Genomic DNA, 22,352 nt, shown 5'->3' on the forward strand with positions numbered 1-22,352 from the left:
TCTCCCGATGGCGAGCGATATCAGCACGGACACGCGCATGACCCGCGCCACCGTTTCTCCCGATCCGGCCCTGCTGGCGGCGGCCGACGCCATCGCGCGGGCCGACCATGGCGATCCCTTCGCGGTGCTGGGCATGCAGCAGCCGGCGCCCGGCCGGCCGGTCGAGGTCCGCGCCTTCGTTCCCGGCGCCGACCGCCTGTGGGTGATCGACAGCGCCACCGGCCAGCCGGCCGGGGAGGCGGAGCGCGTCCACAACGACGGCTTCTTCGTCGCGGTGCTGGCCGAGCGGACGCAGCGCTTCCGCTACCGGCTGCGCGCCCAGTACCCGCTGGCGACCCAGGAATTCGAGGACGCCTACCGCTTCGGCAACGTGCTGGGCGAGCTGGACGTCCATCTGCTGGCCGAGGGCACCCACCTGCGCGCCTTCGAGCGGCTGGGCGCCCACCCGCGCACGCTCGATGGGGTCGAGGGCGTCGCCTTCGCGGTCTGGGCGCCGAGCGCCAAGAGCGTCAGCGTCATCGGCGACTTCAACAACTGGGACGGCCGCCGGCTGCTGATGCGGCGGCGCGTCGAGGCCGGGGTGTGGGAGATCTTCGTGCCCCACGCCACCGCCGGCCAGCGCTACAAGTTCGAGGTGCGCGGGCCCGACGGCAACCTGCTGCCGCAGAAGGCCGACCCCTACGCCTTCCGCGCCGAGATGCGGCCGGCCACCGCGTCGGTCGTGCACGGCCTGCCGGCCTACGAATGGCGCGACGCCGAGTGGCAGGGCCGCCGCGCCGCCGCTTCCGACCGCGACGCCCCGGTGTCGATCTACGAGGTGCATCTGGGATCCTGGGCGCGGGTGCCGGAGGAGGGCGACCGCTTCCTGACCTACCAGGAGCTGGCGGAACGGCTGATCCCCTACGTCAAGAACCTGGGCTTCACCCACATCGAGCTGCTGCCGATCACCGAGCATCCCTTCGACGGCTCCTGGGGCTACCAGCCGATCGGGATGTACGCGCCGACCAGCCGCCACGGCTCGCCGGAGGACTTCAAGGCCTTCGTCGACGCCTGCCATCGGGCGGGGCTGGGCGTGCTGCTCGACTGGGTGCCCGGCCATTTCCCGACCGACCCGCACGGGCTGGGGCTGTTCGACGGCACGCATCTCTACGAGCACGCCGACCCGCGCCAGGGCTTCCACCAGGACTGGAACACCCTGATCTACAATTTCGGCCGGACCGAGGTGCAGAATTTCCTGCTCGGCAACGCGCTGTTCTGGCTCGACCAGTACCGGCTCGACGGGCTGCGGGTCGACGCGGTGGCCTCCATGCTCTACCTCGACTACAGCCGCAAGGAGGGGGAGTGGATCCCCAACCAGTTCGGCGGGCGCGAGAACCTGGAATCCATCGCCTTCCTGAAGCGGATGAACGAGCTGGTCTACGGCCACCACGCCGGCGCCATGACGGTGGCGGAGGAATCGACCTCCTGGCCGATGGTGTCGAAGCCGACCTATCTCGGCGGCCTCGGCTTCGGCTACAAGTGGAACATGGGCTGGATGCACGACACCCTGTCCTACATGCAGAACGACCCGATCCACCGGCGCTACCATCACCACAAGATGACCTTCGGGCTGATCTATCAGTTCTCGGAGAATTTCGTCCTGCCGCTCAGCCACGACGAGGTGGTGCACGGCAAGGGCTCGATGATCGAGAAGATGCCGGGCGACAGCTGGCAGAAATTCGCCAACCTGCGCGCCTATTACGGCTTCATGTTCGCCCATCCCGGCAAGAAGCTGCTGTTCATGGGCGGCGAGTTCGCCCAGTGGCGGGAATGGAGCGAGGCGCGCAGCCTCGACTGGCACCTGCTGGAGGAGCCGCAGCATCGCGGCGTCCGCGACCTGATCCGCGACCTGAACGGCCTGTACCGGGAACTGGAGCCGCTGCACAGGACCGATTGCGACGCGTCCGGGTTCGAGTGGATCGAGTCGAACGACAACGAGAACTCGGTCTTCACCTTCCTGCGCAAGGCCGGCGATCCGGACCATCTGGTGATCGCGGTGTCGAACTTCACGCCGGTCCCGCGCGAGGGCTACCGCGTCGGCGTGCCGCTGCCCGGCCGCTATGTGGAGCGGCTGAACACCGACGCGCCGGAGTATGGCGGCAGCGGCGTCGGCAACGGCGGGGCGATCGAGGCGGAGGAAGTGCCGTGGCATGGCCGCACCCACTCGCTCAACCTGACCATCCCGCCGCTGGCGACGCTGATCCTGGAGCGGCGGGGCGGCTGACGCCCCGCCGGCCCTCAGGCTGCGACCGGCAGATCGGCCAGCATCGACATCTCCGCGAGGGCAAGGCCGAGCAGGGCGATGTCGATCAGGGCGCGGATCTGCGCCCGGCGCTGCCTGTCGCCGTGCAGGCTGTCCCAGCTTTCCAGGAAGCCGTTGCGGTCGGCGTTGCGCGACCAGAAAGGCAACCGCTCGCGCAACTCGTCATGGATGTGGACCAGAGCGGGCAGGGCGGTCTTCGGAGCATCGTCGGCCAGCCAGTGGCGCAGATGTTCGGCGGCTTCCTCAGCACCATGGGCTTGCGAGTCGGAGTTCAGCCAGAGCCAGCCGCAAGCGGCGACCGCCTTTTGACCGGGATCGTGGAAATCCTCGAACAGATAGTCCAACGCCTCTTCGTCCTTGTCGCGCAGGGCCAGTTCCAGCCGCAGCCCGAAATCCCCACCGGCAACCCGCCGCGCCGTGTCGGCGTCGATGGTCCTGGCGATCACATCGGGATAGCGGGCGGCGATCAACCGCACCACCGGGTTGTTGGGCGCCCGCGCGATCGCCTCGCGCAGCATCGTCTTGGCGGTCTCTCGCAGATCAGCCCGCTTCTCCGCCGTTACGAGAAGAAGCTTTGGATCGTTCAGCGCAGGAGACAGCAGGAACTCCGCATGCAGCGCGTCACCCGAGGCGATGAACGTGGACCAGTCGGGATCGGGTTCCGCCATAGGGGATGACGGCGAAGCGGATTGGGTGAGCTTGGGTTGGTTGTTCTGTTGTCTGGGAACGCGCTGGCCGCGTTGTTCCGCGTCCATGTGCCGGCGCAGGATGCCGGCTACGGGTGCGCGCATCCGAAGCAGATCCTCCAGGAAAGGTTGGACCTCCTTCAGCGGGCGTTTCAGGTCGAGCAGCAACAGGCCGAGATCGAGGCGGCAAACGGGATCGTCTGGAAAGCGCTTGATGGCGTCGCGGTAGAGGGCTTCGGCCTCCTTGGCGCGTCCGTTGTCGGCGAGCAGCTTGGCGAGGGCGCTGGGGGCGACCTCGTCTGTGGGGAAGCGCTTGATGGTATCGCGGTAAAGGGCTTCGGCCTCCTTGGCGCGTCCGTTGTCGGCGAGCAGCTTGGCGAGGGCATTCGGGGCCACCTCGTCTGCCGGAAAGCGCTTGATGGTGTCGCGGTAGAGGGCTTCGGCTTCCGCGACTCTCCCTTCATTTTCCATGCTCTCGGCCAGAACGTTGCGGACATGGACCTTGTCCAGCATGAACCGGCAGGCGCGCCACAGCACGGCTTCGGCGGCCTTTACCCGGCCCATCCGCCGCATCGCCTTCGACCACAGCACCCAGCTCGGTTCGTCGTTGGCGTCATGCTCCAGCACCTTCACCGCCAACCGCTCGGCCAGTGGTGGTGTCTCTGGACGGTCCTCCATCCCGAGCAGGGCGTTGCCCAGGACATTGAAGGCACGGGATAGGGTGTAGGCCGAGCCGCTGGATTGGGCGTAGCGCTCCTGCTTCGCCATGAACTGGTCGATTTTCGCCTTTGCCTTGCCCCAGGGAAGCTTGCGGATCTCGTCGATAACCGCAAAGGTGTCGTTCCGTGCCGGTTCCCGTGCCGGTCCGACCTTGGTGGGCGTATGGATGCCCAACTCCTCCCGCAACCATGCGGCGAAGGGGCGGGTGGCATGGTCGGCGAGGTTGTTTTCCAGCATTGCCGCCCAATCGCTGGACCCGCGGGGGAAAACCTCCGCGAACACGCGCCAGCGGCGCAGGAACCGAGTGTGCGCCTCCTGGGTGTTGGGCAGACGTGCCGCCCAGCGAATTATGCCTTCCGCTTCCTCCACGACCGTGGCGCCGCCATCGGGGGAGGGCAGCAGCCGCAGGCCGAGCAGGCCGATGGTCAGGTGGAAATCAGCCTCCGCCGGCGTTGGCTGGTCAGCCCCGGCGTCGCGGCACAGCCGCAGCCATAAGGACAGGAAACGCCGTGTCTCCCCCTGATTGTGCGCCAGTGCGAGGAGATAGCGGGCGCGGATGTTGCCCGGCCCCTCCTCCGACAGCCCCCGCGTCCAATCCTTGAACTCCGTGTGGCGGTCACGCAACAGAGAGCCGGTCATGGGCAGGGACACGGAGGAGGCCAAGCCGAACGCTTCCACCAAGGCGGCGACGTAGCTGTTCCAGCCAACCTCGTCCACTGTCTCCGGTGGTTCGGCCAAGCGGTCGGTCAGCCATCCTGCCAATTCACGATCGATCAGCCGGCGATCATCATCGCTTCCCGATTCCGACAGGGCGATCCGGATGGTATCGAAGACCTCGCCCCGCTGGTATGGGCTGATGCCGTCCCACTGCCGCAGCATCCGGTTCAGCCGGTTGGCGGGGTCGGCGCGCAGCGCCTCGATCCAGGCGGCGCAGGTTGCGTAGGTTGCCATGAGACTCAATCCGCCGCGAAGGCGGCGCAGCCGCTCAAGCGCCGCAGCGGTTCGAGGTGATCCTTGCGGACGGTCGCGAGCGGTGGCGTGATGGGGGTTGTCAGCACCGCCACATCCTGCACGTCGCCAAGCTCGTAGGTGATGCTGCGATGGATGATCTCGCACATCATGGTGCCCTGGCTCCGCAGGTGGACGGCTCGTCCATAATGTATCGGATTTTCCGGACTCGGCAACGGTGACGGAAGAAACCAGCCGTTCGGACGATGGTCGAGCACGGTCGGCGCGGCGAAGCGGTGTTCCTTCGCCACGCGGCCCGGCGCATCGAGCACGCGCTTGACCGGATAGCTCATCAGCGCGACCAGGCGGGGGTTCTCGGGGGTTGCGGTCAGATGCGCCAATCCCAGAAGGTCGGGCAGGACGGTTGTCCAATCCTCACGCCAGCCGGGGCGCTTGTCCAATTCCTCCTTCAGCGCGGCGAACATCGGGCGGCGCTCGATGAGGTTGGAGAGGTAATTCCTGAAAAACAGATCGAAAGCGCTGGTTCCCGCATCGAAGGACGCCTTCAATGACGCGATTTCCTTGGGCCAACGTTCGGCACGCTTGTCGTTGGGAAGGGCGAGAAGCTTGGACGCGCACCACGTCAAATCCTCGACGCGCACGAGGATTCCAGTTTCGTCGAGCGGTGGAAGCAGGGCGTTGACGTTGGATGCGGTGAAGGAGGCCGGCTCGTCGCGCTTGGAAAAGACGTTCACGGCGTTGGTCAGATAGCTGCCGTGATGCCTGTCCAGATCCTCCGGAGACTCGACGCCGTCGCTTCCCTTTTGGAAGGAGATCAAACGCTCGGCGGATACCCGCTCTTCCCAACGGTAATTTTCGCCCTTGGCAACCGTCTCGTCATCCCCCCGGCGCATCGTGTCCACAACGTTGTCCATGCCGGCGCGCGCGAATCTCATCAACCAACCCCAGCCACCATTTCGCGCACGCAGATGACCATGGAGGAGGGGAAGATTTCAAGAGACGATCAACCGCTGCGGGCGTTAGTCGGCCGATCCTCGGCGGCGGATCTTTCTTGACGTGCCGATCCGAGCCTTTCTAATGGGGATCAAGGGATTGCCACCCGTTCCCAGCCGCCGACCCGGACACCGCCGATGCCCCAGACCTCCACCCGCTCCACCGTCTGGCCCGGCAAGCCGCACCCGCTGGGGGCCACCTGGGACGGCTTCGGCGTCAACTTCGCGCTCTTCTCCGCCCATGCCGAGCGGGTCGAGCTGTGCCTGTTCGACAAGACCGGCCAGCGCGAGGTTGAGCGCGTCACCCTGCCGGAGCACACCGACGAGGTCTGGCACGGCTACCTGCCCGAGGCGCGGCCCGGCCAGCTCTACGGCTACCGGGTCCACGGCCCCTACGAGCCGGAGGAGGGCCACCGCTTCAACCCGAACAAGCTGCTGCTCGACCCCTACGCCCGCGCGCTGTTCGGCGGCTTCAAATGGTCCGACGCCCATTACGGCTACCGCGTTGGCTCGACGCGCGAGGATCTGTCCTTCGACCGGCGCGACAACGCGCGCGGGATGCCGAAATGCCGGGTGGTCGACGGCGCCTTCACCTGGGGGCACGACCGCCACCGTTCCGTCCCCTGGACCGACACGGTGATCTACGAGACGCATGTCCGCGGCTTCACCATGCGCCATCCCGACGTGCCGGCCCATCTGCGCGGCACCTTCGCCGGCATGTCGGCCCACAGCGTCATCGAGTATCTGCGGGCGCTCGGCATCACCTCGGTCGAGTTCCTGCCGGTCCAGGCCATCGCCGACGAGCAGCATCTGGTGTCGCGCGGCCTGACCAACTACTGGGGCTACAACTCCATCGGCTTCTTCGCGCCCGAACCGCGCTACATGAACACCAACGTCCTGTCGGAGTTCAAGACGATGGTCGCCCGCCTGCACGAGGCGGGGATCGAGGTCATCCTCGACGTCGTCTACAACCACACGGCGGAGGGCAACCATCTGGGGCCGACCCTGTCCTTCAAGGGCATCGACAACCTCAGCTACTACCGGCTGATGCCGGACAGCCCACGCTTCTACATCAACGACACCGGCACCGGGAACACCCTGAACTTCGCCCATCCGCGCGTGGTGCAGATGGTGATGGATTCCTTGCGCTACTGGGTGACGGAGATGCACGTCGACGGCTTCCGCTTCGACCTCGCCACCGTGCTGGCGCGCGAGCCCTATGGCTACGATCCGGGCTCCGGCTTCCTCGACGCGGTGCGCCAGGACCCGGTGCTGGCCGACGTCAAGCTGATCGCCGAGCCGTGGGACGTCGGCCCCGGCGGCTACCAGGTCGGCAACTTCCCGCCGGGCTGGGCCGAGTGGAACGACCGCTACCGCGACACCGTGCGGCGCTACTGGCGCGGCGACGACGGCATGCTGCCGGAACTGGCCGGGCGCATCGCCGGCTCGTCCGACCTGTTCGAGAAGCGCGGGCGGCGGAGCTGGGCCAGCGTGAACTTCATCACCGCGCACGACGGCTTCACCCTGCACGACCTCGTCTCCTACAACGAGAAGCACAATTGGGCGAACGGGGAGGAGAACCGTGACGGCCACTCCTCCAACTGCTCGTGGAACCACGGGGTGGAGGGCGAGACCGCCGACCGCGCGGTCAACGCGCTGCGCGCCCGCCAGACCCGCAACCTGCTGGCCACCCTGTTCCTGTCTCAGGGCACGCCGATGATGCTGGCCGGCGACGAGATGAACCACAGCCAAAAGGGCAACAACAACGCCTATTGCCAGGACAACGAGCTGACCTGGCTGGACTGGTCGCGCCAGGACCCGGCCCTGCTGTCCTTCACCCGCCGCGTCATCGCGCTGCGCCGGGCGCACCCGGTGCTGCGCCGGCCGGTCTTCCTGCACGGGCGCGAGGCGGCGTCCAACGGGCTGAAGGACATCGTCTGGTACAACGCGCAAGGCGTGGAGAAGACCGCCGAGAACTGGCGCAACACCCAGGCGCGCTGCATCGTCCTGCTGCTCAACGGCCGCGCCGGCAACCATGTCGCCCCCGACGGCCAGCCGCTCGACGACGGGGTGCTGCTGATCGTGCTGAACGCCCACGCCGACACGCTGGCGGTCACCCTGCCGGACGTGCCGGGCGGGCGCGGCTGGCGCTGCGTGCTCGACACCCGCGTCGAGGACGGGGCGGGGGACGAGCGCATCGCGCTGGCCGGGCGTGCGTTGCTGGTGGATGGGCGCACGGTCCTGGTCTTCACCCTGGTCGAGCAGGCCGGGATGTGAGGGCCGGGGCGGGGGAATCGGTTCCACGCCGCTTCGCCCGCCGGTGCGCGCAGGACGTGCGATGGTAGCGCGACGGACGGGATCGGTCGTGATAACCTCGGGCCGGACGACAGGACCGCCGCGAAGCTTCGGATAGGATGATGCCGGACTACGATTTCTCCCAGGTCGACGCCGCGATCATCGACAGCCAGCTCAACACCGCCCGCGTGTTCCGCGACGTGCTGGTGCGGATGAGCTTCCGCCGGATCGAGCTGTTCGATTCGGTCAAGGCCGCCGCCGGGCTGCTCAGCGCCGGGACGCCGGACATCATCCTGGTCGACGCCGACGGCGAGGATACCGAGGCGTTCCGCTTCATCCGCGCTCTGCGCAACGAGCCGAACGTTCCCAACCCCTTCGCCTGCCTGATCGTGACGACCTGGGCGCCGACCCCGGCCCTACTGACCCGCGTCACCAACAGCGGGGGCGACGACCTGCTGCTGAAGCCGGTCTCGCCCAAGCAGGTGCAGGACCGCATCGCCACGCTGATCGAGGGGCGCAAGGGCTTCGTCGTCACCGCCGACTACACGGGGCCCGACCGCCGCAAGTCGCCGCGCGAGGGCGCCCAGGTGCCGGTGCTGGAGGCGCCGAACACGTTGCGCCTGAAGGCGACCGGCCAGTGGAGCCAGGCCGGGGTCCGCATGCTGCTGAACGAGGCCAACGGTTTCGTCACCGCGCAGAAGCGGATCCGCGCCAGCATCCAGATCGCTTTCCTCGCCGAGTTCGCCATGCCCGGCCTGTCCCGTCCGGTTCCGGACCGGCTGGCGGTGGAGCATGTCGGCCGCATCGGCGGATTCCTCGACGACCTGCTGCGCCGCCTGACCGACGAGGGCGACCACGCCCATGTCGAGGCGGTGGCCCGCGCCGTGAAGTCGCTGGCCGAGGATATCCACCGTCAGGCCGACAAGGGCGCGGTGTCGCCCGACGATGCGGCGCAGTTGCAGACCATGGTGCGCGCGCTGATGCAGGCGACCGATCCGGAGCGCCCGCTGGAGGCGATGACCCGCGAGGTCACCGCCGCCGTCACCGGCTACCGCACCCGGCTGGAGCAGATGGCCCAGGCCAAGGCCGCGGCGGCGGCCTCGGCGGCGTTGGCGGCTTCCGCCGCCGCGGGCACGCCGTCGCCGTCCGGCGCCCCGGTGGCCGCCTCCGCCGGGTGAGCGCCGCGGCGCGCCGATTCGCCGGCGCGCCTGTTTTTCCGTCTCTCGGCGACGCCTCCGCCCGGCGGCATCGCCCCATACGAACACTCAGCGAGGACCCTGCATGAGCGCTCTCGACCGGCTGGCCGATCTGGTTGGGCTCGAGCCCTTCTACCATGACATCTGGGGCAACCGGCGCGAGACCGGCGAGGCGACCAAGCGGGCGCTGGTCGCGGCCATGGGACTTCCGGCCGCCACCGGCGACGAGGCCGAGGCCAGCCTGCGTGCGTTCGAGGGGCGGTCGTGGCGTCGCCCGCTGCCGCCGGTGCTGGTGGTCGGGGAAGGGCAGGGGATCGAGCTGGGCCTGTCCCTGCCGGCCGGACTCGACGACGCGACCCTGTCCTGGTCGCTGGCGCTGGAGGACGGTGCGACGCGCGGCGGGACGCTGGCCGTCCGCGAGGCGCCGCTGTTCGACGGCATCTTCATCGACGGCCGGGGGTTCGAGCGGCGCGAGCTTGGCCGGTGGCTGCCGGCCGACCTGCCGCTCGGCTACCATCGGCTTAGCGTTTCCGTCCAGCCCCAGGGTTTTGGGGACGCTGGCACCGGCGAGATCGGAAGCGGCCTCGTGGAGGGGGCGACGACCATCATCGTCACCCCCGACCGCTGCCTGACGGTGGAGGAGGTGGTGCCCGCCGGGCGGACCTGGGGCATCGGCCTGCAACTCTACGCGCTGAAGAGCGCCCGTGACTGGGGGCTGGGCGATTTCGGCGACCTCGGGGCCTTCGCCGAGACGGCCGCCGGCCTGGGCGCGGGGCTGGTCGGCCTCAACCCGCTGCACGCGCTGTTCCCCGCCGACCCGAACCACATCGGCCCCTATTCGCCGTCGAGCCGGACCTTCCTGAACATCCTCTACATCGCCGTGGACGCCGTGCCGGAACTGGCCGCGACGCCCGATGCCCAGGCCCGCATCGCCTCCGGCCCGTTCCAGGAGGCGCTGGCCCGCGCGCGCGCCGCCGAGCTGGTCGATTACCCGGCGGTCTCCGGCCTCAAGCTGCCGGTGCTGGAGGCGCTGTACGGCACCTTCCGGGCGCTCGACCCCGCCCATCCCCGCAAGGCCGCCTTCGAGGCGTTCCGCCGTGCGATGGGCGAGGGGCTTGAGCGCCACGCCCTGTTCGAGGCGCTGCACGAGCATTTCTACCGCCGGGACCCGTCGCTGTGGATGTGGCGCCACTGGCCGGCGGCCTTCCAGACCCCCGACAGCCCCGAAGTCCAGGCCTTCGCCGCCGAGCGGGCGGAACGCGTCGGCTTCTTCGCCTATCTGCAATGGGAGGCCGACCGCCAACTGGGCGAGGCCGCCGAACGGGGGCGCCGTGCCGGCCTGGGCATCGGCTTCTACCGCGACCTTGCCGTCGCGGCCCATCCCGGCGGGGCCGCCGCCTGGGGGGATTTCGCCATCCTGGTGCAGGGCGCCAACGTCGGCGCGCCGCCCGACCAGTTCAACCTGAAGGGCCAGAACTGGGGGTTGTCGCCGCTGTCGCCGCTGGGCTTGCGCGAGGCCGCCTACGCCCCCTTCGTATCCCTGCTGCGCGCCAACATGCGTCACGCGGGCGCTCTGCGCATCGACCATGTGATGGCCTTGCAGCACCTGTTCTGGATTCCGGAGGACGGGAGCGACGGGGCCTACGTCGCCTATCCCTTCCACGACCTCCTGCGCATCGTGGCGCTGGAGAGCCGCCGCAACCGCTGCCTCGTGATCGGCGAGGATCTGGGCACGGTGCCCGAGGGCTTTCGTCCGGCCCTGGAGCGGGCGGGCATCCTCAGCTACCGCGTGCTCTATTTCGAGCGGAGCGCCGAGGGCGGCTTCAAGGCGCCGGGCGATTACCCGGTGGAGGCGATGGCGACGGTCAGTACCCACGACCTCGCGACCTTCAAGGGCTTCTGGACCGGGCGCGATCTGGAATGGCGCCGCGACCTCGACCTCTATCCCGACGCGGCGAGCCGCGACAAGGACATCTGGGACCGCGGCGTCGACCGCTGGCGCCTGCTCCAGGCGCTGGCGCGGGAAGGGCTGCGCCCGGCCAGCTACCCCAACGACGAGGGCGACCAACCCTTCCGCCCGGAACTGGCCGCCGCCGTCCACGCCTACATGGCGCGCACGCCATCGCGGATCGTCATGGCGCAGATCGAGGACGCGCTGGGCGAGACCGAGCAGCCGAACCTGCCGGGAACCGTGGACCAGCACCCGAACTGGCGCCGCCGCCTGACCAGACCGGTCGAGGAACTGGCCGGCAACGCCGAGGTGGAGCGGATCGTCGCGCCGTTACGCGACGCCTTGGCTGGCTCCGATGGGGGAGCCGCCTGATCCGGGAGAGTGTTTTTCAGAAAAGTGCGAGGGCGATGAAAAAAGGTCTAGGCAAGCCTGTGAGGCACTGCTATAAGCCCGCCCACACCACGGGGCACAGCGGAAACGCACCGCCCCGGTGACGGTCTGGGGGATCGTCTAGCGGTAGGACAGCGGACTCTGACTCCGCCAGCCTAGGTTCGAATCCTAGTCCCCCAACCAATCCAATTCCCTTGGATATCAAGGACGAAAGGCCCGCCAGTGAGCGGGCCTTTTCGTTTTCTGGTGCGCTGTGTCGGTCCTTTGCGGAAATCCGCCGATTTCAGCGGTCCTCGACCATCTCCGAATTTTTCGGGCGACACGCGCACGGCATGTTGCGGCACCTGCGCGCATTTGCGCGGCTTCACCGGCGGAAGACGGCCTTTCCCCTGGCGTGCCCTGGTCGACGCTTGCATCAACGTCCAATCGCGGCAAACACAATTTTTACTCCGGGTCGGGCGGAATGCTACACCAACCGGAACCTCCCCGGCTTTCGCCGGGGGCTCAGCAGCTTCGGACGGAACATGGTGCACCCGACCCTTTGGCAACCTCGATTCAAGGCCATCCCGGCCCTGATCCTCGCTCTCACCCTGGTTGCGGCCTGTGTCACGCCGAGCGACCGTTCTGGCATGCCTGGACAGGGCCAGGATGTCGAGGCCTGCCTCAAGGCGTCCAGTTTCTACGCGACGCAACAGAGTTGCGGTCCGAACTCACGCTTCGCATCCAAGGCGGCCGTGCAGGCCGGACGCGAGAAGTACGAGAGCTTTTTCAAGGATCCGGATCCCAACAAGCGCCTGATCCGGGCGGTCATCGCCGAGGAGTACGAAAAGGCCGAAACCGCCATCAAGGATGGCGCCGATGTGAATCGCGTCCACCCCGGCAACGGCATCGGGCTCACGGACCCCGCGCTCCCGATCGATCAGGCCGCGAAGAATCTGGACATCGATATGGTTCAGCTGCTGCTGAGGTCCGGAGCCGATCCCAACGTTAAGCAGGAACCGCCTCGACCGTCATTGCTGGTGGCGAACATCGTCTTTCAGATGGCGACGGTCATGCCCGACAAGGATCTGAACCGGAAAAGAAAGGAGGAGGGGCTGAGGATTCTGGAGGCTGTTCTCAACGCCGGCTACACGGTCGATGCCTCCGACCTGGAGACCGTGGAGGATCTGGGGCAGCGCGCCTGGAGCCCGATTCATGAGCTCAATGACACGTATCTTCCGAAAGCCCGCAGGATCGTTCTCGCCGCCACACCACGCGCCGCTCGCGAGCAACTGGCCGCCGGCAACCGGGAGCGCGAAGCGGCGGACCTGAAGCGCGAGCAGGCGTACGCGGAGGCTGCCCGGCGAAGGCTGCAGGAACAGGCGAGCGCACAGGAGGCGCGGATCCGGAACGTCAGCCGCGTCGGCCAAAAGGTCTGCCAGCCCTCCGTGTTCACCGGCGGCGGACGCAGCATCCGGACGACGATCATCGGCTACACCGAGCGCGTCGTCGACGGACGGGTGCAGATCCGCATGCGCGGAACGGACCCATACGTCCCAGGTCCCCTCATCTTCGAGAACGCGCCCTTGGAGCCGGATCAACTGATCTGGGACAAACCGGCGAACTGGGCCGCCTGTTGAACCCATTCCCAGGAGGGGAGGCCAACAGGCACCCCGGTTGGCCGGGTGGAAATCCACGCATGGTCTTGCTAGACAAAGGCCGCGCCCCGAAACGCACCATAAAAAAGGAAACACCATGACCGAGCGCCGGAAGCTGATCGCTGGAAACTGGAAGATGAACGGGCTGAAGGCCGACGGGCTGGCCCTGGCGTCGGACCTTGCCGGGCGGCTGAAGGGCGCCGGCGCGGTGCCGTTCGACCTGCTGGTCTGCCCGCCCTTTCCGCTGCTGTTCCCGGTCGGCGAGGCGATCGCCGACAGCGCGCTGGCGCTCGGCGGCCAGGATTGCGCGGCCAAGACCTCCGGCGCCCACACCGGCGACGTGGCGCCGACCATGCTGACCGACGCCGGCTGCCGCTATGTCATCCTCGGCCATTCGGAGCGCCGCGCCGACCATGGCGAGGGCGACGCGCTGATCGCCGCCAAGGCCGCCGCCGCCCACAAGGCGGGCCTGATCGCCATCGTCTGCGTCGGCGAGACCGAGGCGCAACGCGACGCCGGGCAGGCCGACGCCGTGGTGTCCGGCCAGCTCGCCGGCTCGATTCCCGAGGGGGCGACCGCCGCCAACACCGTCATCGCCTACGAGCCGGTCTGGGCCATCGGCACCGGCAAGACCGCGACCGCGGGCGACGTCAAGGCGATGCACGCCCACATCCGCGCCGAGCTGGACGGGAAGATCGCCGAGCCGGCCAAGACGCAGATCCTCTACGGCGGCTCGGTCAAGCCGGGCAACGCGGCGGAGTTGATGGCGGTGGAGAATGTCGACGGCGCGCTGGTCGGCGGGGCCGCGCTGAAGGCCGACGATTTCTGGGCCATCGCGACCAGTTGCCGCTAGCATATCGCGCGACGGCGCGGTACAAACAGTGGGCGCGCGCCACGGGCCCTTGAGACGGCCTGTGGCGCGCTGTTCGATTTTCGGGCCCAGTTGATCGCGTTCGCCACGTCGATCTCGTTCCAGGTGTGGAGATAGGTTTCTTATGGAATCGGTGCTTCTCGTTATTCACCTGTTGATCGCGGTGGCCCTGGTCGGCGTGATCCTGGTCCAGCGGTCGGAAGGCGGCGGCCTCGGCATCGGCGGCGGCACCATGGGCGGCATGATGAGCACCCGCGGCACGGCCAACCTGCTGACCCGCACCACCGGCATCCTCGCCGGCTGCTTCTTCGCCACCAGCATCGTGCTGGCGATCCTGGCCGGCGGCCATTCGCGCCCGGCCTCGATCATCGATTCGATGCCGGCCGGCATCCCGGCCCAGCCGACGGCTCCGGCCCAGCCGGCTCCGCCCGCACAGCCCGCGCCGCCGGTCTCCCAGTAACGGGGGCCGGTTCTCTACAAGGCAAGGGTGAGAGACAGCAGAGGCGGCCTCCCAGAAGCCGCCTCTTTCTTTTGAGGGCCGCGCGTCGCGAAGCATTCTTCCCCGCGCGATCCTTCTGGGGACATGGAACAGCTCTCAAGCTCTTCGGACGGACATGACTCGCTACATCTTCATCACCGGTGGCGTCGTTTCTTCGCTGGGCAAGGGCCTGGCTTCGGCGGCGCTCGGGGCGCTTCTCCAGGCGCGCGGCTACAAGGTGCGGCTCCGCAAGCTGGATCCCTACCTGAACGTCGATCCCGGCACGATGAGCCCCTACCAGCACGGCGAGGTCTTCGTGACCGACGACGGCGCGGAGACGGACCTCGACCTCGGCCATTACGAGCGCTTCACCGGCGTCTCGGCCCGGCGCGGCGACAACATCACCACCGGCCGCATCTATTCGACGGTGATCGCCAAGGAGCGGCGCGGCGACTATCTGGGCGGCACCGTCCAGGTCATCCCGCACATCACCGACGAGATCAAGGAGTTCATCCGCGCCGACGCGACCGATGAGGACTTCATCCTGGTCGAGATCGGCGGCACGGTGGGCGACATCGAATCGCTGCCCTTCCTGGAGGCCATCCGCCAGTTCGGCAACGAGGTCGGCCAGGAGAACGCGCTCTACATCCACCTGACGCTGCTGCCCTACATCCCGACGGCGGGCGAGCTGAAGACCAAGCCGACCCAGCATTCGGTCAAGGAGCTGCTGGGCGTCGGCATCCAGGCCGACATCCTGCTGTGCCGCGCCGACCGCGCCATTCCGGAGAACGAGCGCAAGAAGATCGCGCTGTTCTGCAACATCCGTCCGGAGCGGGTGATCGCGGCGCTCGACGTCGATTCGATCTATCAGGTGCCGGTCAGCTACCACGAGGAAGGCTTCGACACCCAGGTCCTGTCCTATTTCGGCATGCCGACCGACAAGGCGCCGGACCTGTCGCGCTGGACCAGCATCGTCGAACGCGTGCGCAAGCCGCAGGGCGAGGTCACCATCGCGGTGGTCGGCAAGTACATCAGCCTGCTCGACAGCTACAAGTCGCTGGCCGAGGCGCTGACCCATGGCGGCATCGCCAACAACGTCAAGGTCAACCTCGACTGGATCGATTCGGAGATCTTCGAGGACGACGACGCGGCGGTGAAGCGGCTGGAGAACGTCCACGGCATCCTGGTGCCGGGCGGCTTCGGCTCGCGCGGGACGGAAGGCAAGATCCGCGCGGCGCAGTTCGCCCGCGAGCGCAAGGTGCCCTATTTCGGCATCTGCTTCGGCATGCAGATGGCGGTGATCGAGGCGGCGCGCAATCTGGCGAAGATCGAGGACGCCGGCTCGACCGAACTCGGCAAGCCGGGCAACCCGGTGGTCGGCCTGATGACCGAGTGGATGCGCGGCAACACGCTGGAGCGCCGCGCCGAGGCGAGCGACCTGGGCGGCACCATGCGGCTCGGCGCCTATCCGGCCAAGCTGAAGGACGGCAGCAAGGTCGCCGAGGTCTACGGCACGACCGACATCTCCGAGCGGCACCGCCACCGCTACGAGGTGAACGTCTATTACAAGGAGCGGCTGGAGCGCTGCGGCATGATGTTCTCCGGCCTGTCGCCGGACGGCGAGTTGCCGGAGATCGTCGAACTGCCGGGCCATCCCTGGTTCATCGGCGTGCAGTTCCATCCGGAGCTGAAGTCGAAGCCCTTCGAGCCGCACCCGCTGTTCACCGCCTTCATCAAGGCTGCGATGGACCAGAGCCGTCTGGTCTGATCCAGCGCGGCGCGCACCGATGGCAGGAAAACCCCGCTTCGAACGAAGCGGGGTTTTTTGCGTCCGTGGCGTCGGTCTGCTACCAGCCCGCTTCCTGACCTATAGGTCATACGCCTTGAGGGCGAGCGCAGCCTGTGCAACCATCCGATCCACCGTTGGCGAAACGGACGATTACGGATCGGGTGGGGGAAACCATGCGTCGCTTTCGTGACATCGCGGCAGCCGGGGTGGCCGCCGCCGCGCTGTGCGCCGGTCAGCCGGCCTTGGGCGCCGATTATTCCGGCACGGTCTTCTTCGGCGACAGCCTGACCGATGCCGGCAGCTTCCGCACGCTGCTGCCCGCCGGGGGAAAATTCACCACCAATCCGGGGCTGGTCTGGTCGGAGACTCTCGCGGCGGCGTATGGCCGGTCGGCGACCCCGGCGATCGACGGCGGCACCGACTACGCGGTCGGCGGGGCGCGGGTGGCCCGGTTTCCCGGCGTGCCGGCCTCGCCGCCGACGGGAAGCGCCACCCCGGTGCGCAACCAGATCACCGCCTATCTCGCCTCGACCGGCGGGCGGGCCGACCCGGGCGCGCTCTACACGGTGTGGGGCGGGGCCAACGACATCCTGGCGGCGCTGAACAGTCCGGCGACGGCGCAGGCGGCGATCACCCAGGCGGCGGCCGATCTGGTGGGGGAGGTGGCGCGGCTGCGCGCGGCCGGCGCCCGCACCATCCTGGTCCCCACGGTCCCGGACATCGGACTCACGCCGCTGGGCCGCTCGCAGGGGGCGGCCGCGGCGGCGCAGATCACGCAACTCGTCAGCGGCTACAACCAGCTCGTCACGCTGGGGCTGGCGGGGGCGGGGGTGTCGGTCGTGCCGATCGACACCTTCGCGCTGCTGCGCGACGCGGCGGCGAACCCGGCCGCCTACGGCTTCGCCAACGTGGTGAGCCCGGCCTGCACGACCAGCAGCTCGCTGCTCTGCACCCCGGCGACCCTGGTGTCGCCCACCGCTTCGCAGACCCATCTGTTCGCCGATGGGGTGCACCCGACCACGGCGGGACACCGGGCAATCTCCGATTTCGTGCTGAACGCGCTGACGGCGCCGGGCAACATCGCGCGGCTCGCCGAATCGCCGGTCCACACCCGCGACCGGCTGATCTCCACCATCCAGGCCCAGGCGGCGACCAACCTGTGGACCCGCAGGGCCGGCGAGGCGGGCGCCTGGATCGTCGGCGGCGTCGGCCGCCTGACCCTGGAGCGCGACGGCGACCGGGCCGGGACGCGCGGCACGCCGCTCAACGTCAGCGTCGGCGTCGACAAGCGCTTCGGCGACACCCTTCTGCTCGGCGTGGCGGGGACGATCGCGCATTACAAGGGCGCCTTCTCGACCGGCGGCGACTACAGGCAGCGGGAATACGCGCTGAGCGGCTACGGCACCTACCGGACCGGCGGCCTCCACGTCACCGGCGTCGGGACCTTCGGCTTCATCGGCTACGACCTGCGGCGCGGCGTCACCATCAACGGCACCGACCATTCGACCGGCGGCAGCACCGAGGGCACCAACGCCTCGCTGGCGGCGGAGGGCGGCTACGACTTCACCAGCGGCGGGCTGAGCCACGGGCCGGTCGTCGGGCTGCGCTACCAGCATGTCGCGGTCGAGGGGTTCGGCGAGGACAGCGCGCTGTTCGGCTTCTCCTACCGGCAGCAGACCCGCGATTCGCTGATCGGCAGCGTCGGCTACCGGGCGGCCTATGATTTCGGGAACGTCCGCCCCTACGCCAAGGTCACGCTGAACCGCGACTTCAACGACGACGACCGCAGCGTCACGGCCGCCAGCCGCAGCGTCTCGACGCTGTCCTACGACACGCCGGTGGGCAGGGGCGACCGGACCTTCGTCGATCTGACGGCGGGGGCCTCGGTCGCGCTGGCCTCGTCGGTGACGGGGACGCTCGGCCTCAACGCCCGGCTGGGCGAGGAGCGCACGCGCGATTTCGGAGCCTTCGCGGGCGTGAGCGTCGGATTCTGAAGCTTGGCCGATTTTGAAGTTTGTCCGCCGGACAGGTGCCGATCGGCCGATCGGCACCATATCTTGGCGCGGATCCGCAAAATCAGGGGAGGATGATCTGTCATGCCCGAGGTTAAGATCGACGCCGCCGACGGCGGCCAGTTTTCCGCCTACGTCGCCAAGCCGACGGTGACGCCGGCCGGCGGTCTCGTGGTGATCCAGGAGATCTTCGGCGTCAACGCGGTGATGCGCGAGCTGTGCGACGCGTACGCCGCGCAGGGTTTCCTGGCGGTTTGCCCGGACCTGTTCTGGCGCCAGAAGCCGGGGGTGCAGCTCACCGACAAGACGCAGGAGGAATGGAACCAGGCTTTCGCCCTGATGAACGGGATGGACCAGGACAAGGCGGTGGACGATCTGATCGCGGCGCTCGGCTGGCTGCGCCAGCAGGGCGACTGCACCGGCAAGGCCGGCAGCGTCGGCTATTGCCTGGGCGGCCGGCTGGCCTTCCTGATGGCGGCACGGTCGGACGCCGACGCCAATGTCGGCTTCTACGGTGTCGGGCTGGAAGGGCTGCTGGGCGAACTTCCCGGAATCGGCAAGCCGCTGCTGCTGCACATCGCCGAGAAGGACAAGTTCTCCAGCCCGGAGAAGCGCGACGCGGTGGTGGCCGGCGTCGCCGGCAACAGCTGGGTGACGGCGAAGGTCTATCCCGGCGTGGACCACGCCTTCGCCCGTCCCGGCGGCGAGCATTACGACGCGGCGGCGGCGGCCGAGGCCAACCGTCTGACGGTCGAGTTCTTCCGCACGCATCTGAGTTGACCCGCCCCCGCATTAATGGGATGCAAGGGCCGTCCGGCCCTTGCCGGGAGAGTGTGAGAGGGCAGCGCCCTCTCACGTTTGCTTAGTCCGGAGTTTTCCTGCAATGACCACCCCGCGCACCGTCCAGATCGGCAACCTGTCGATCGCCAATGACCGCCCCTTCGTCCTGATCGCCGGCCCCTGCCAGATGGAGAGCCGCGACCACGCGCTGGAGACCGCGTCGGCGCTGGTGGAAATGACGAACACCCTGGGCCTCGGGCTGATCTACAAGTCGAGCTTCGACAAGGCGAACCGCACCTCGATCACCACGGCGCGCGGGCTGGGCATGGACAAGGCGCTGCCGATCTTCGCCGAGATCCGGGAGCGGTTCGGCTGCCCGGTGATCACCGACGTCCACGACGCCGCCCAGTGCGCGCCGGTCGCCGAGGCGGTGGACGTGCTGCAAATCCCGGCCTTCCTGTGCCGGCAGACCGACCTGCTGGTCGCCGCCGCCGAGACCGGCCGGGCGGTGAACGTGAAGAAGGGCCAGTTCCTGGCGCCCTGGGACATGAGGAACGTCGCCGCGAAGCTGACCGCCTCGGGCAACGACCGGGTGATGCTGTGCGAGCGCGGCGCCAGCTTCGGCTACAACACGCTGGTGTCGGACATGCGCTCGCTGCCGATCATGGCGGAGACCGGCTTCCCGGTGGTGTTCGACGCCACCCATTCGGTGCAGCAGCCGGGCGGGCAGGGCACCACCTCGGGCGGTCAGCGGGAGTTCGTGCCGGTGCTGGCGCGGGCGGCGATCGCGGTCGGCGTTGCGGCGGTGTTCATGGAGACGCACGAGACTCCGGACAGCGCCCCCAGCGACGGCCCCAACATGGTCCCGCTGACGGAGATGCCGGCCCTGCTGGCGCGCTTGCAGGCGTTCGACCGTCTGGCGAAGTCCTGAACCGGCCCGAGTCCTGCCCGGTGAAGTCCTGAAGCCCCACGAAAAGAAGGAAACGGGCGCGATGGTCGGTCGGATGGTGCAAGGCGCGATGGCGCTGGTCCTGCTGGTGATGATGGCGCTGCCGGCGGCGGCGCTGGAGGGGTTCCAGAAATCCTCGCTGACCGTCGAGACCGCCTCGGGCGGCAAGTTCCGCTTCGACGTGGAGCTGGCGGAAACCATGGCGCAGCAGGCGCAGGGGCTGATGTTCCGCGAGCGGATGGCGGACGACGCCGGCATGCTGTTCATCTACGACAGCGTGCGGCCGGCCAGCTTCTGGATGAAGAACACGCTGATTCCGCTCGACATGCTGTTCATCGGCGCCGACGGGCGCATCGTGAACATCCACGAGCGCGCGGTGCCGCAGTCGCTCGACTCGATCAACTCGGCCGGGCCGGTCAAGGCCATCCTGGAGTTGAACGGCGGGATGAGCGCCCGGCTCGGCATCCGCCCCGGCGATCTGGTCCGGCATTCCACCTTCGCGAACAAGTGATCGCCGCCGTTCCGTCCCCGACTTCCCGGTGACTTCCCGCCCCGTTCCGCCCACATTGATGGGCAAGGGTGTGGGGAGCGGCGGATGAGCGGGCGGACGGCGATCTTTCTGGGCGGCGCCCTGGCCGTGGCGGCGGGGCTGTCGGCCTACGTCATGCTGGCGCGGGCGGAACCGGGGCCGGCCTACCGGCTGGGCCGGGTCGAGCAGGGACCGCTGGTCAGCGCCATCACCGCCACCGGCACCATGAGCGCGCTGGTGACGGTCGAGGTCAGCTCCCAGCTGTCCGGCCAGATCGCCGAGCTGTTCGCCGACTTCAACAGCCGCGTCTCCAAGGATCAGGTGCTCGCCCGCCTGAACGGCGACCAGCTCGCGGCCCGGCTGGCGCAGGCGAGCGCCGACGTGGAGTCGGCCCGCGCCTCGCTCGTCCAGCAGCAGGCGCTGCTCGACAAGGCGCGGGCCGACGTCGCCAACGCCAGGGCGAACGTCGCCAACGCCCAGGCCCAGATGGTGCGGGCCGATCTGGCGCAGCGCGACGCCGACCGCGACCTCGCCCGCCGGCAGGATCTGCGCGGCCGTGGCGTCGTCGCCCTCGCCGACCTGGAAAAGACCGAGACCGCCGCCCGCAGCGCCCGCGCCCAGACCGTCGCCGTGCAGGCGCAGTTCCGGCAGGCGGAGGCCGGGGTCGCCTCGGCCGCCGCTTCGGCGGAGGTCGCCGCCGCCCAGGTCGAGGTCGCCCGCGCCCAGGTCGCCCAGCGCGAGGCGGCGCTGCAACTGGTGCGGGTCGACGCCAACCGCTCGGTCATCCGCTCGCCGATCGACGGGGTGGTGGTGAACCGGGCGGTCAGCACCGGCCAGACCGTCGCCGCCAGCCTGTCGGCGCCGACCCTCTTCACCATCGCCCAGGATCTGCGCCAGATGGAGGTGCTGGCCAACATCGACGAGGCCGACATCGGCCGCGTGCGCGAGGGCATGCCGGTGCGCTTCACCGTCAACGCCTTCCCCGGCGACCACTTCACCGGCACGGTGGCGCAGGTGCGGCTGGCCCCCAGGGAGGACCAGACCGTCGTCACCTACATCGTCGTCATCACCGTCGGGAATCCGGAGATGCGGCTGCTGCCCGGCATGACCGCCAACCTGCGCATCACCGTGGACGAGCGGCCGGCCGCGCTGAAGATTCCCAACGCCGCCCTGCGCTTCCGACCGCTGGGGGCAGAGCTTTCCCCGGCGGGAACCGCCGCGGCGGTGCCCACGGTCGGCGGTCCCGACGGCGGTCGCGGCGCCCAGGCGCTGGAGGCCGCCGCCCGGCGCGTTGCCGACGGGCTGAGGCTGGACGAGGGCAGGCGCCGCGACATCGCCGCCCTGGTGGCCGAGGCGCGCGACCGCTTCGCCGCGCTGGACGCCGAGGGGGGCGATCCCGAACGCCGCCGGGTCGAGGCCGCCGCCATCCGCGGCGGCGCGCTGGAGCGCATCGCCGCGTTGCTCGACCCGGTGCAGCGCGAGCGTTTCGACGCTCTGGTCGAGCCGCGCCGCTCGGCCGAGGTCACGCGCACCGTCTGGGTACCGGGCCCGTCCAACGGAGCGCCGGTCGGGGTGCCGGTGCGGCTCGGCATCGGCGACGGCAGCTTCACCGAGGTGGTGGCCGGCGACCTGCGGCCGGGGCAGGACGTCATCACCGGCATCGCGCCGCCCGACCGCGACGGCCGCCGGGGGCCGCGCCTTGGCTTCTGATCCGCCAACGGCACCGCCAGTTTCCCCTTCTCCCCGGGGGGAGAGGGAGGTTGGCCATGGGGGCGAGGCGGCGACTCCCGTCCTTATCTCTGTCGA

Annotated in this window: 15 protein-coding genes and 1 tRNA gene; 14 read left to right on the forward strand and 2 right to left on the reverse strand. The window is 68.9% G+C overall.

Annotated elements, in window-relative coordinates:
- The first annotated feature begins 37 nt into the window (after positions 1 to 37).
- A complete protein-coding gene (glgB, locus tag J2847_RS00910) occupies positions 38 to 2,263 on the forward strand; it encodes a 1,4-alpha-glucan branching protein GlgB (RefSeq protein ID WP_233474230.1) in 2,226 nt (741 codons plus the stop codon).
- Positions 2,264 to 2,277: 14 nt separating this feature from the next.
- Here glgB and J2847_RS00915 read toward each other — a convergent pair whose 3' ends face one another.
- Together J2847_RS00915 and J2847_RS00920 are read right to left on the reverse strand one after the other, a co-directional pair.
- Positions 2,278 to 4,587: a tetratricopeptide repeat protein gene (locus J2847_RS00915; RefSeq protein WP_209776335.1), complete on the reverse strand. Its 2,310-nt coding sequence runs from the start codon at positions 4,585 to 4,587 to the stop codon at positions 2,278 to 2,280.
- Between the two features lie 77 nt (positions 4,588 to 4,664).
- Positions 4,665 to 5,612: a hypothetical protein gene (locus J2847_RS00920; RefSeq protein WP_209776337.1), complete on the reverse strand. Its 948-nt coding sequence runs from the start codon at positions 5,610 to 5,612 to the stop codon at positions 4,665 to 4,667.
- 195 nt (positions 5,613 to 5,807) lie between these two features.
- Here J2847_RS00920 and glgX point away from each other — a divergent pair, with 195 nt between their 5' ends.
- The 13 genes from glgX (at position 5,808) to J2847_RS00985 (ending at position 22,256) form a co-directional block, all read left to right on the forward strand.
- Positions 5,808 to 7,946, forward strand: coding sequence for a glycogen debranching protein GlgX (gene glgX, locus J2847_RS00925; protein ID WP_209776339.1), 2,139 nt, complete (start codon positions 5,808 to 5,810; stop codon positions 7,944 to 7,946).
- Between the two features lie 140 nt (positions 7,947 to 8,086).
- Positions 8,087 to 9,142: a response regulator gene (locus tag J2847_RS00930; protein ID WP_209776340.1), complete on the forward strand. Its 1,056-nt coding sequence runs from the start codon at positions 8,087 to 8,089 to the stop codon at positions 9,140 to 9,142.
- Between the two features lie 103 nt (positions 9,143 to 9,245).
- Positions 9,246 to 11,483: a 4-alpha-glucanotransferase gene (gene malQ / locus J2847_RS00935; protein ID WP_209776342.1), complete on the forward strand. Its 2,238-nt coding sequence runs from the start codon at positions 9,246 to 9,248 to the stop codon at positions 11,481 to 11,483.
- A gap of 127 nt (positions 11,484 to 11,610) precedes the next feature.
- Positions 11,611 to 11,684: transfer RNA gene (locus J2847_RS00940), tRNA-Gln, on the forward strand.
- Between the two features lie 341 nt (positions 11,685 to 12,025).
- Entirely contained in the window at positions 12,026 to 13,120 is a 1,095-nt protein-coding gene (locus J2847_RS00945) for a hypothetical protein (RefSeq protein WP_209776344.1), read from the forward strand.
- A gap of 115 nt (positions 13,121 to 13,235) precedes the next feature.
- Positions 13,236 to 13,991, forward strand: a complete 756-nt coding sequence (tpiA, locus tag J2847_RS00950) for a triose-phosphate isomerase (protein ID WP_209776345.1) — start codon at positions 13,236 to 13,238, stop codon at positions 13,989 to 13,991.
- Positions 13,992 to 14,133: 142 nt separating this feature from the next.
- Complete coding sequence (gene secG, locus J2847_RS00955) at positions 14,134 to 14,469, forward strand: preprotein translocase subunit SecG (RefSeq protein WP_085556240.1); 336 nt, start codon at positions 14,134 to 14,136, stop codon at positions 14,467 to 14,469.
- Positions 14,470 to 14,623: 154 nt separating this feature from the next.
- Positions 14,624 to 16,255, forward strand: a complete 1,632-nt coding sequence (locus J2847_RS00960; protein WP_209776347.1) for a CTP synthase — start codon at positions 14,624 to 14,626, stop codon at positions 16,253 to 16,255.
- Between the two features lie 194 nt (positions 16,256 to 16,449).
- A complete protein-coding gene (locus tag J2847_RS00965) occupies positions 16,450 to 18,270 on the forward strand; it encodes an autotransporter domain-containing protein (RefSeq protein ID WP_209776348.1) in 1,821 nt (606 codons plus the stop codon).
- A gap of 102 nt (positions 18,271 to 18,372) precedes the next feature.
- The gene (locus tag J2847_RS00970) at positions 18,373 to 19,068 is read left to right on the forward strand and encodes a dienelactone hydrolase family protein (RefSeq protein ID WP_209776350.1); all 696 of its coding nucleotides are present in this window, start codon (positions 18,373 to 18,375) and stop codon (positions 19,066 to 19,068) included.
- A gap of 103 nt (positions 19,069 to 19,171) precedes the next feature.
- Positions 19,172 to 19,999 carry a 3-deoxy-8-phosphooctulonate synthase gene (gene kdsA / locus J2847_RS00975; protein ID WP_209776352.1) on the forward strand — a complete coding sequence of 276 codons (828 nt, stop codon included), beginning with the start codon at positions 19,172 to 19,174 and terminating at the stop codon, positions 19,997 to 19,999.
- A gap of 61 nt (positions 20,000 to 20,060) precedes the next feature.
- Positions 20,061 to 20,528, forward strand: a complete 468-nt coding sequence (locus tag J2847_RS00980; protein WP_209776354.1) for a DUF192 domain-containing protein — start codon at positions 20,061 to 20,063, stop codon at positions 20,526 to 20,528.
- Positions 20,529 to 20,612: 84 nt separating this feature from the next.
- Positions 20,613 to 22,256 (forward strand): efflux RND transporter periplasmic adaptor subunit, encoded by a 1,644-nt coding sequence (locus J2847_RS00985; protein WP_209776355.1) that lies wholly within the window; start codon positions 20,613 to 20,615, stop codon positions 22,254 to 22,256.
- Positions 22,257 to 22,352: the final 96 nt, after the last annotated feature.

Source organism: Azospirillum agricola, from assembly GCF_017876095.1.
In the GTDB taxonomy this organism is placed as follows: Bacteria; Pseudomonadota; Alphaproteobacteria; order Azospirillales; family Azospirillaceae; genus Azospirillum; species Azospirillum agricola.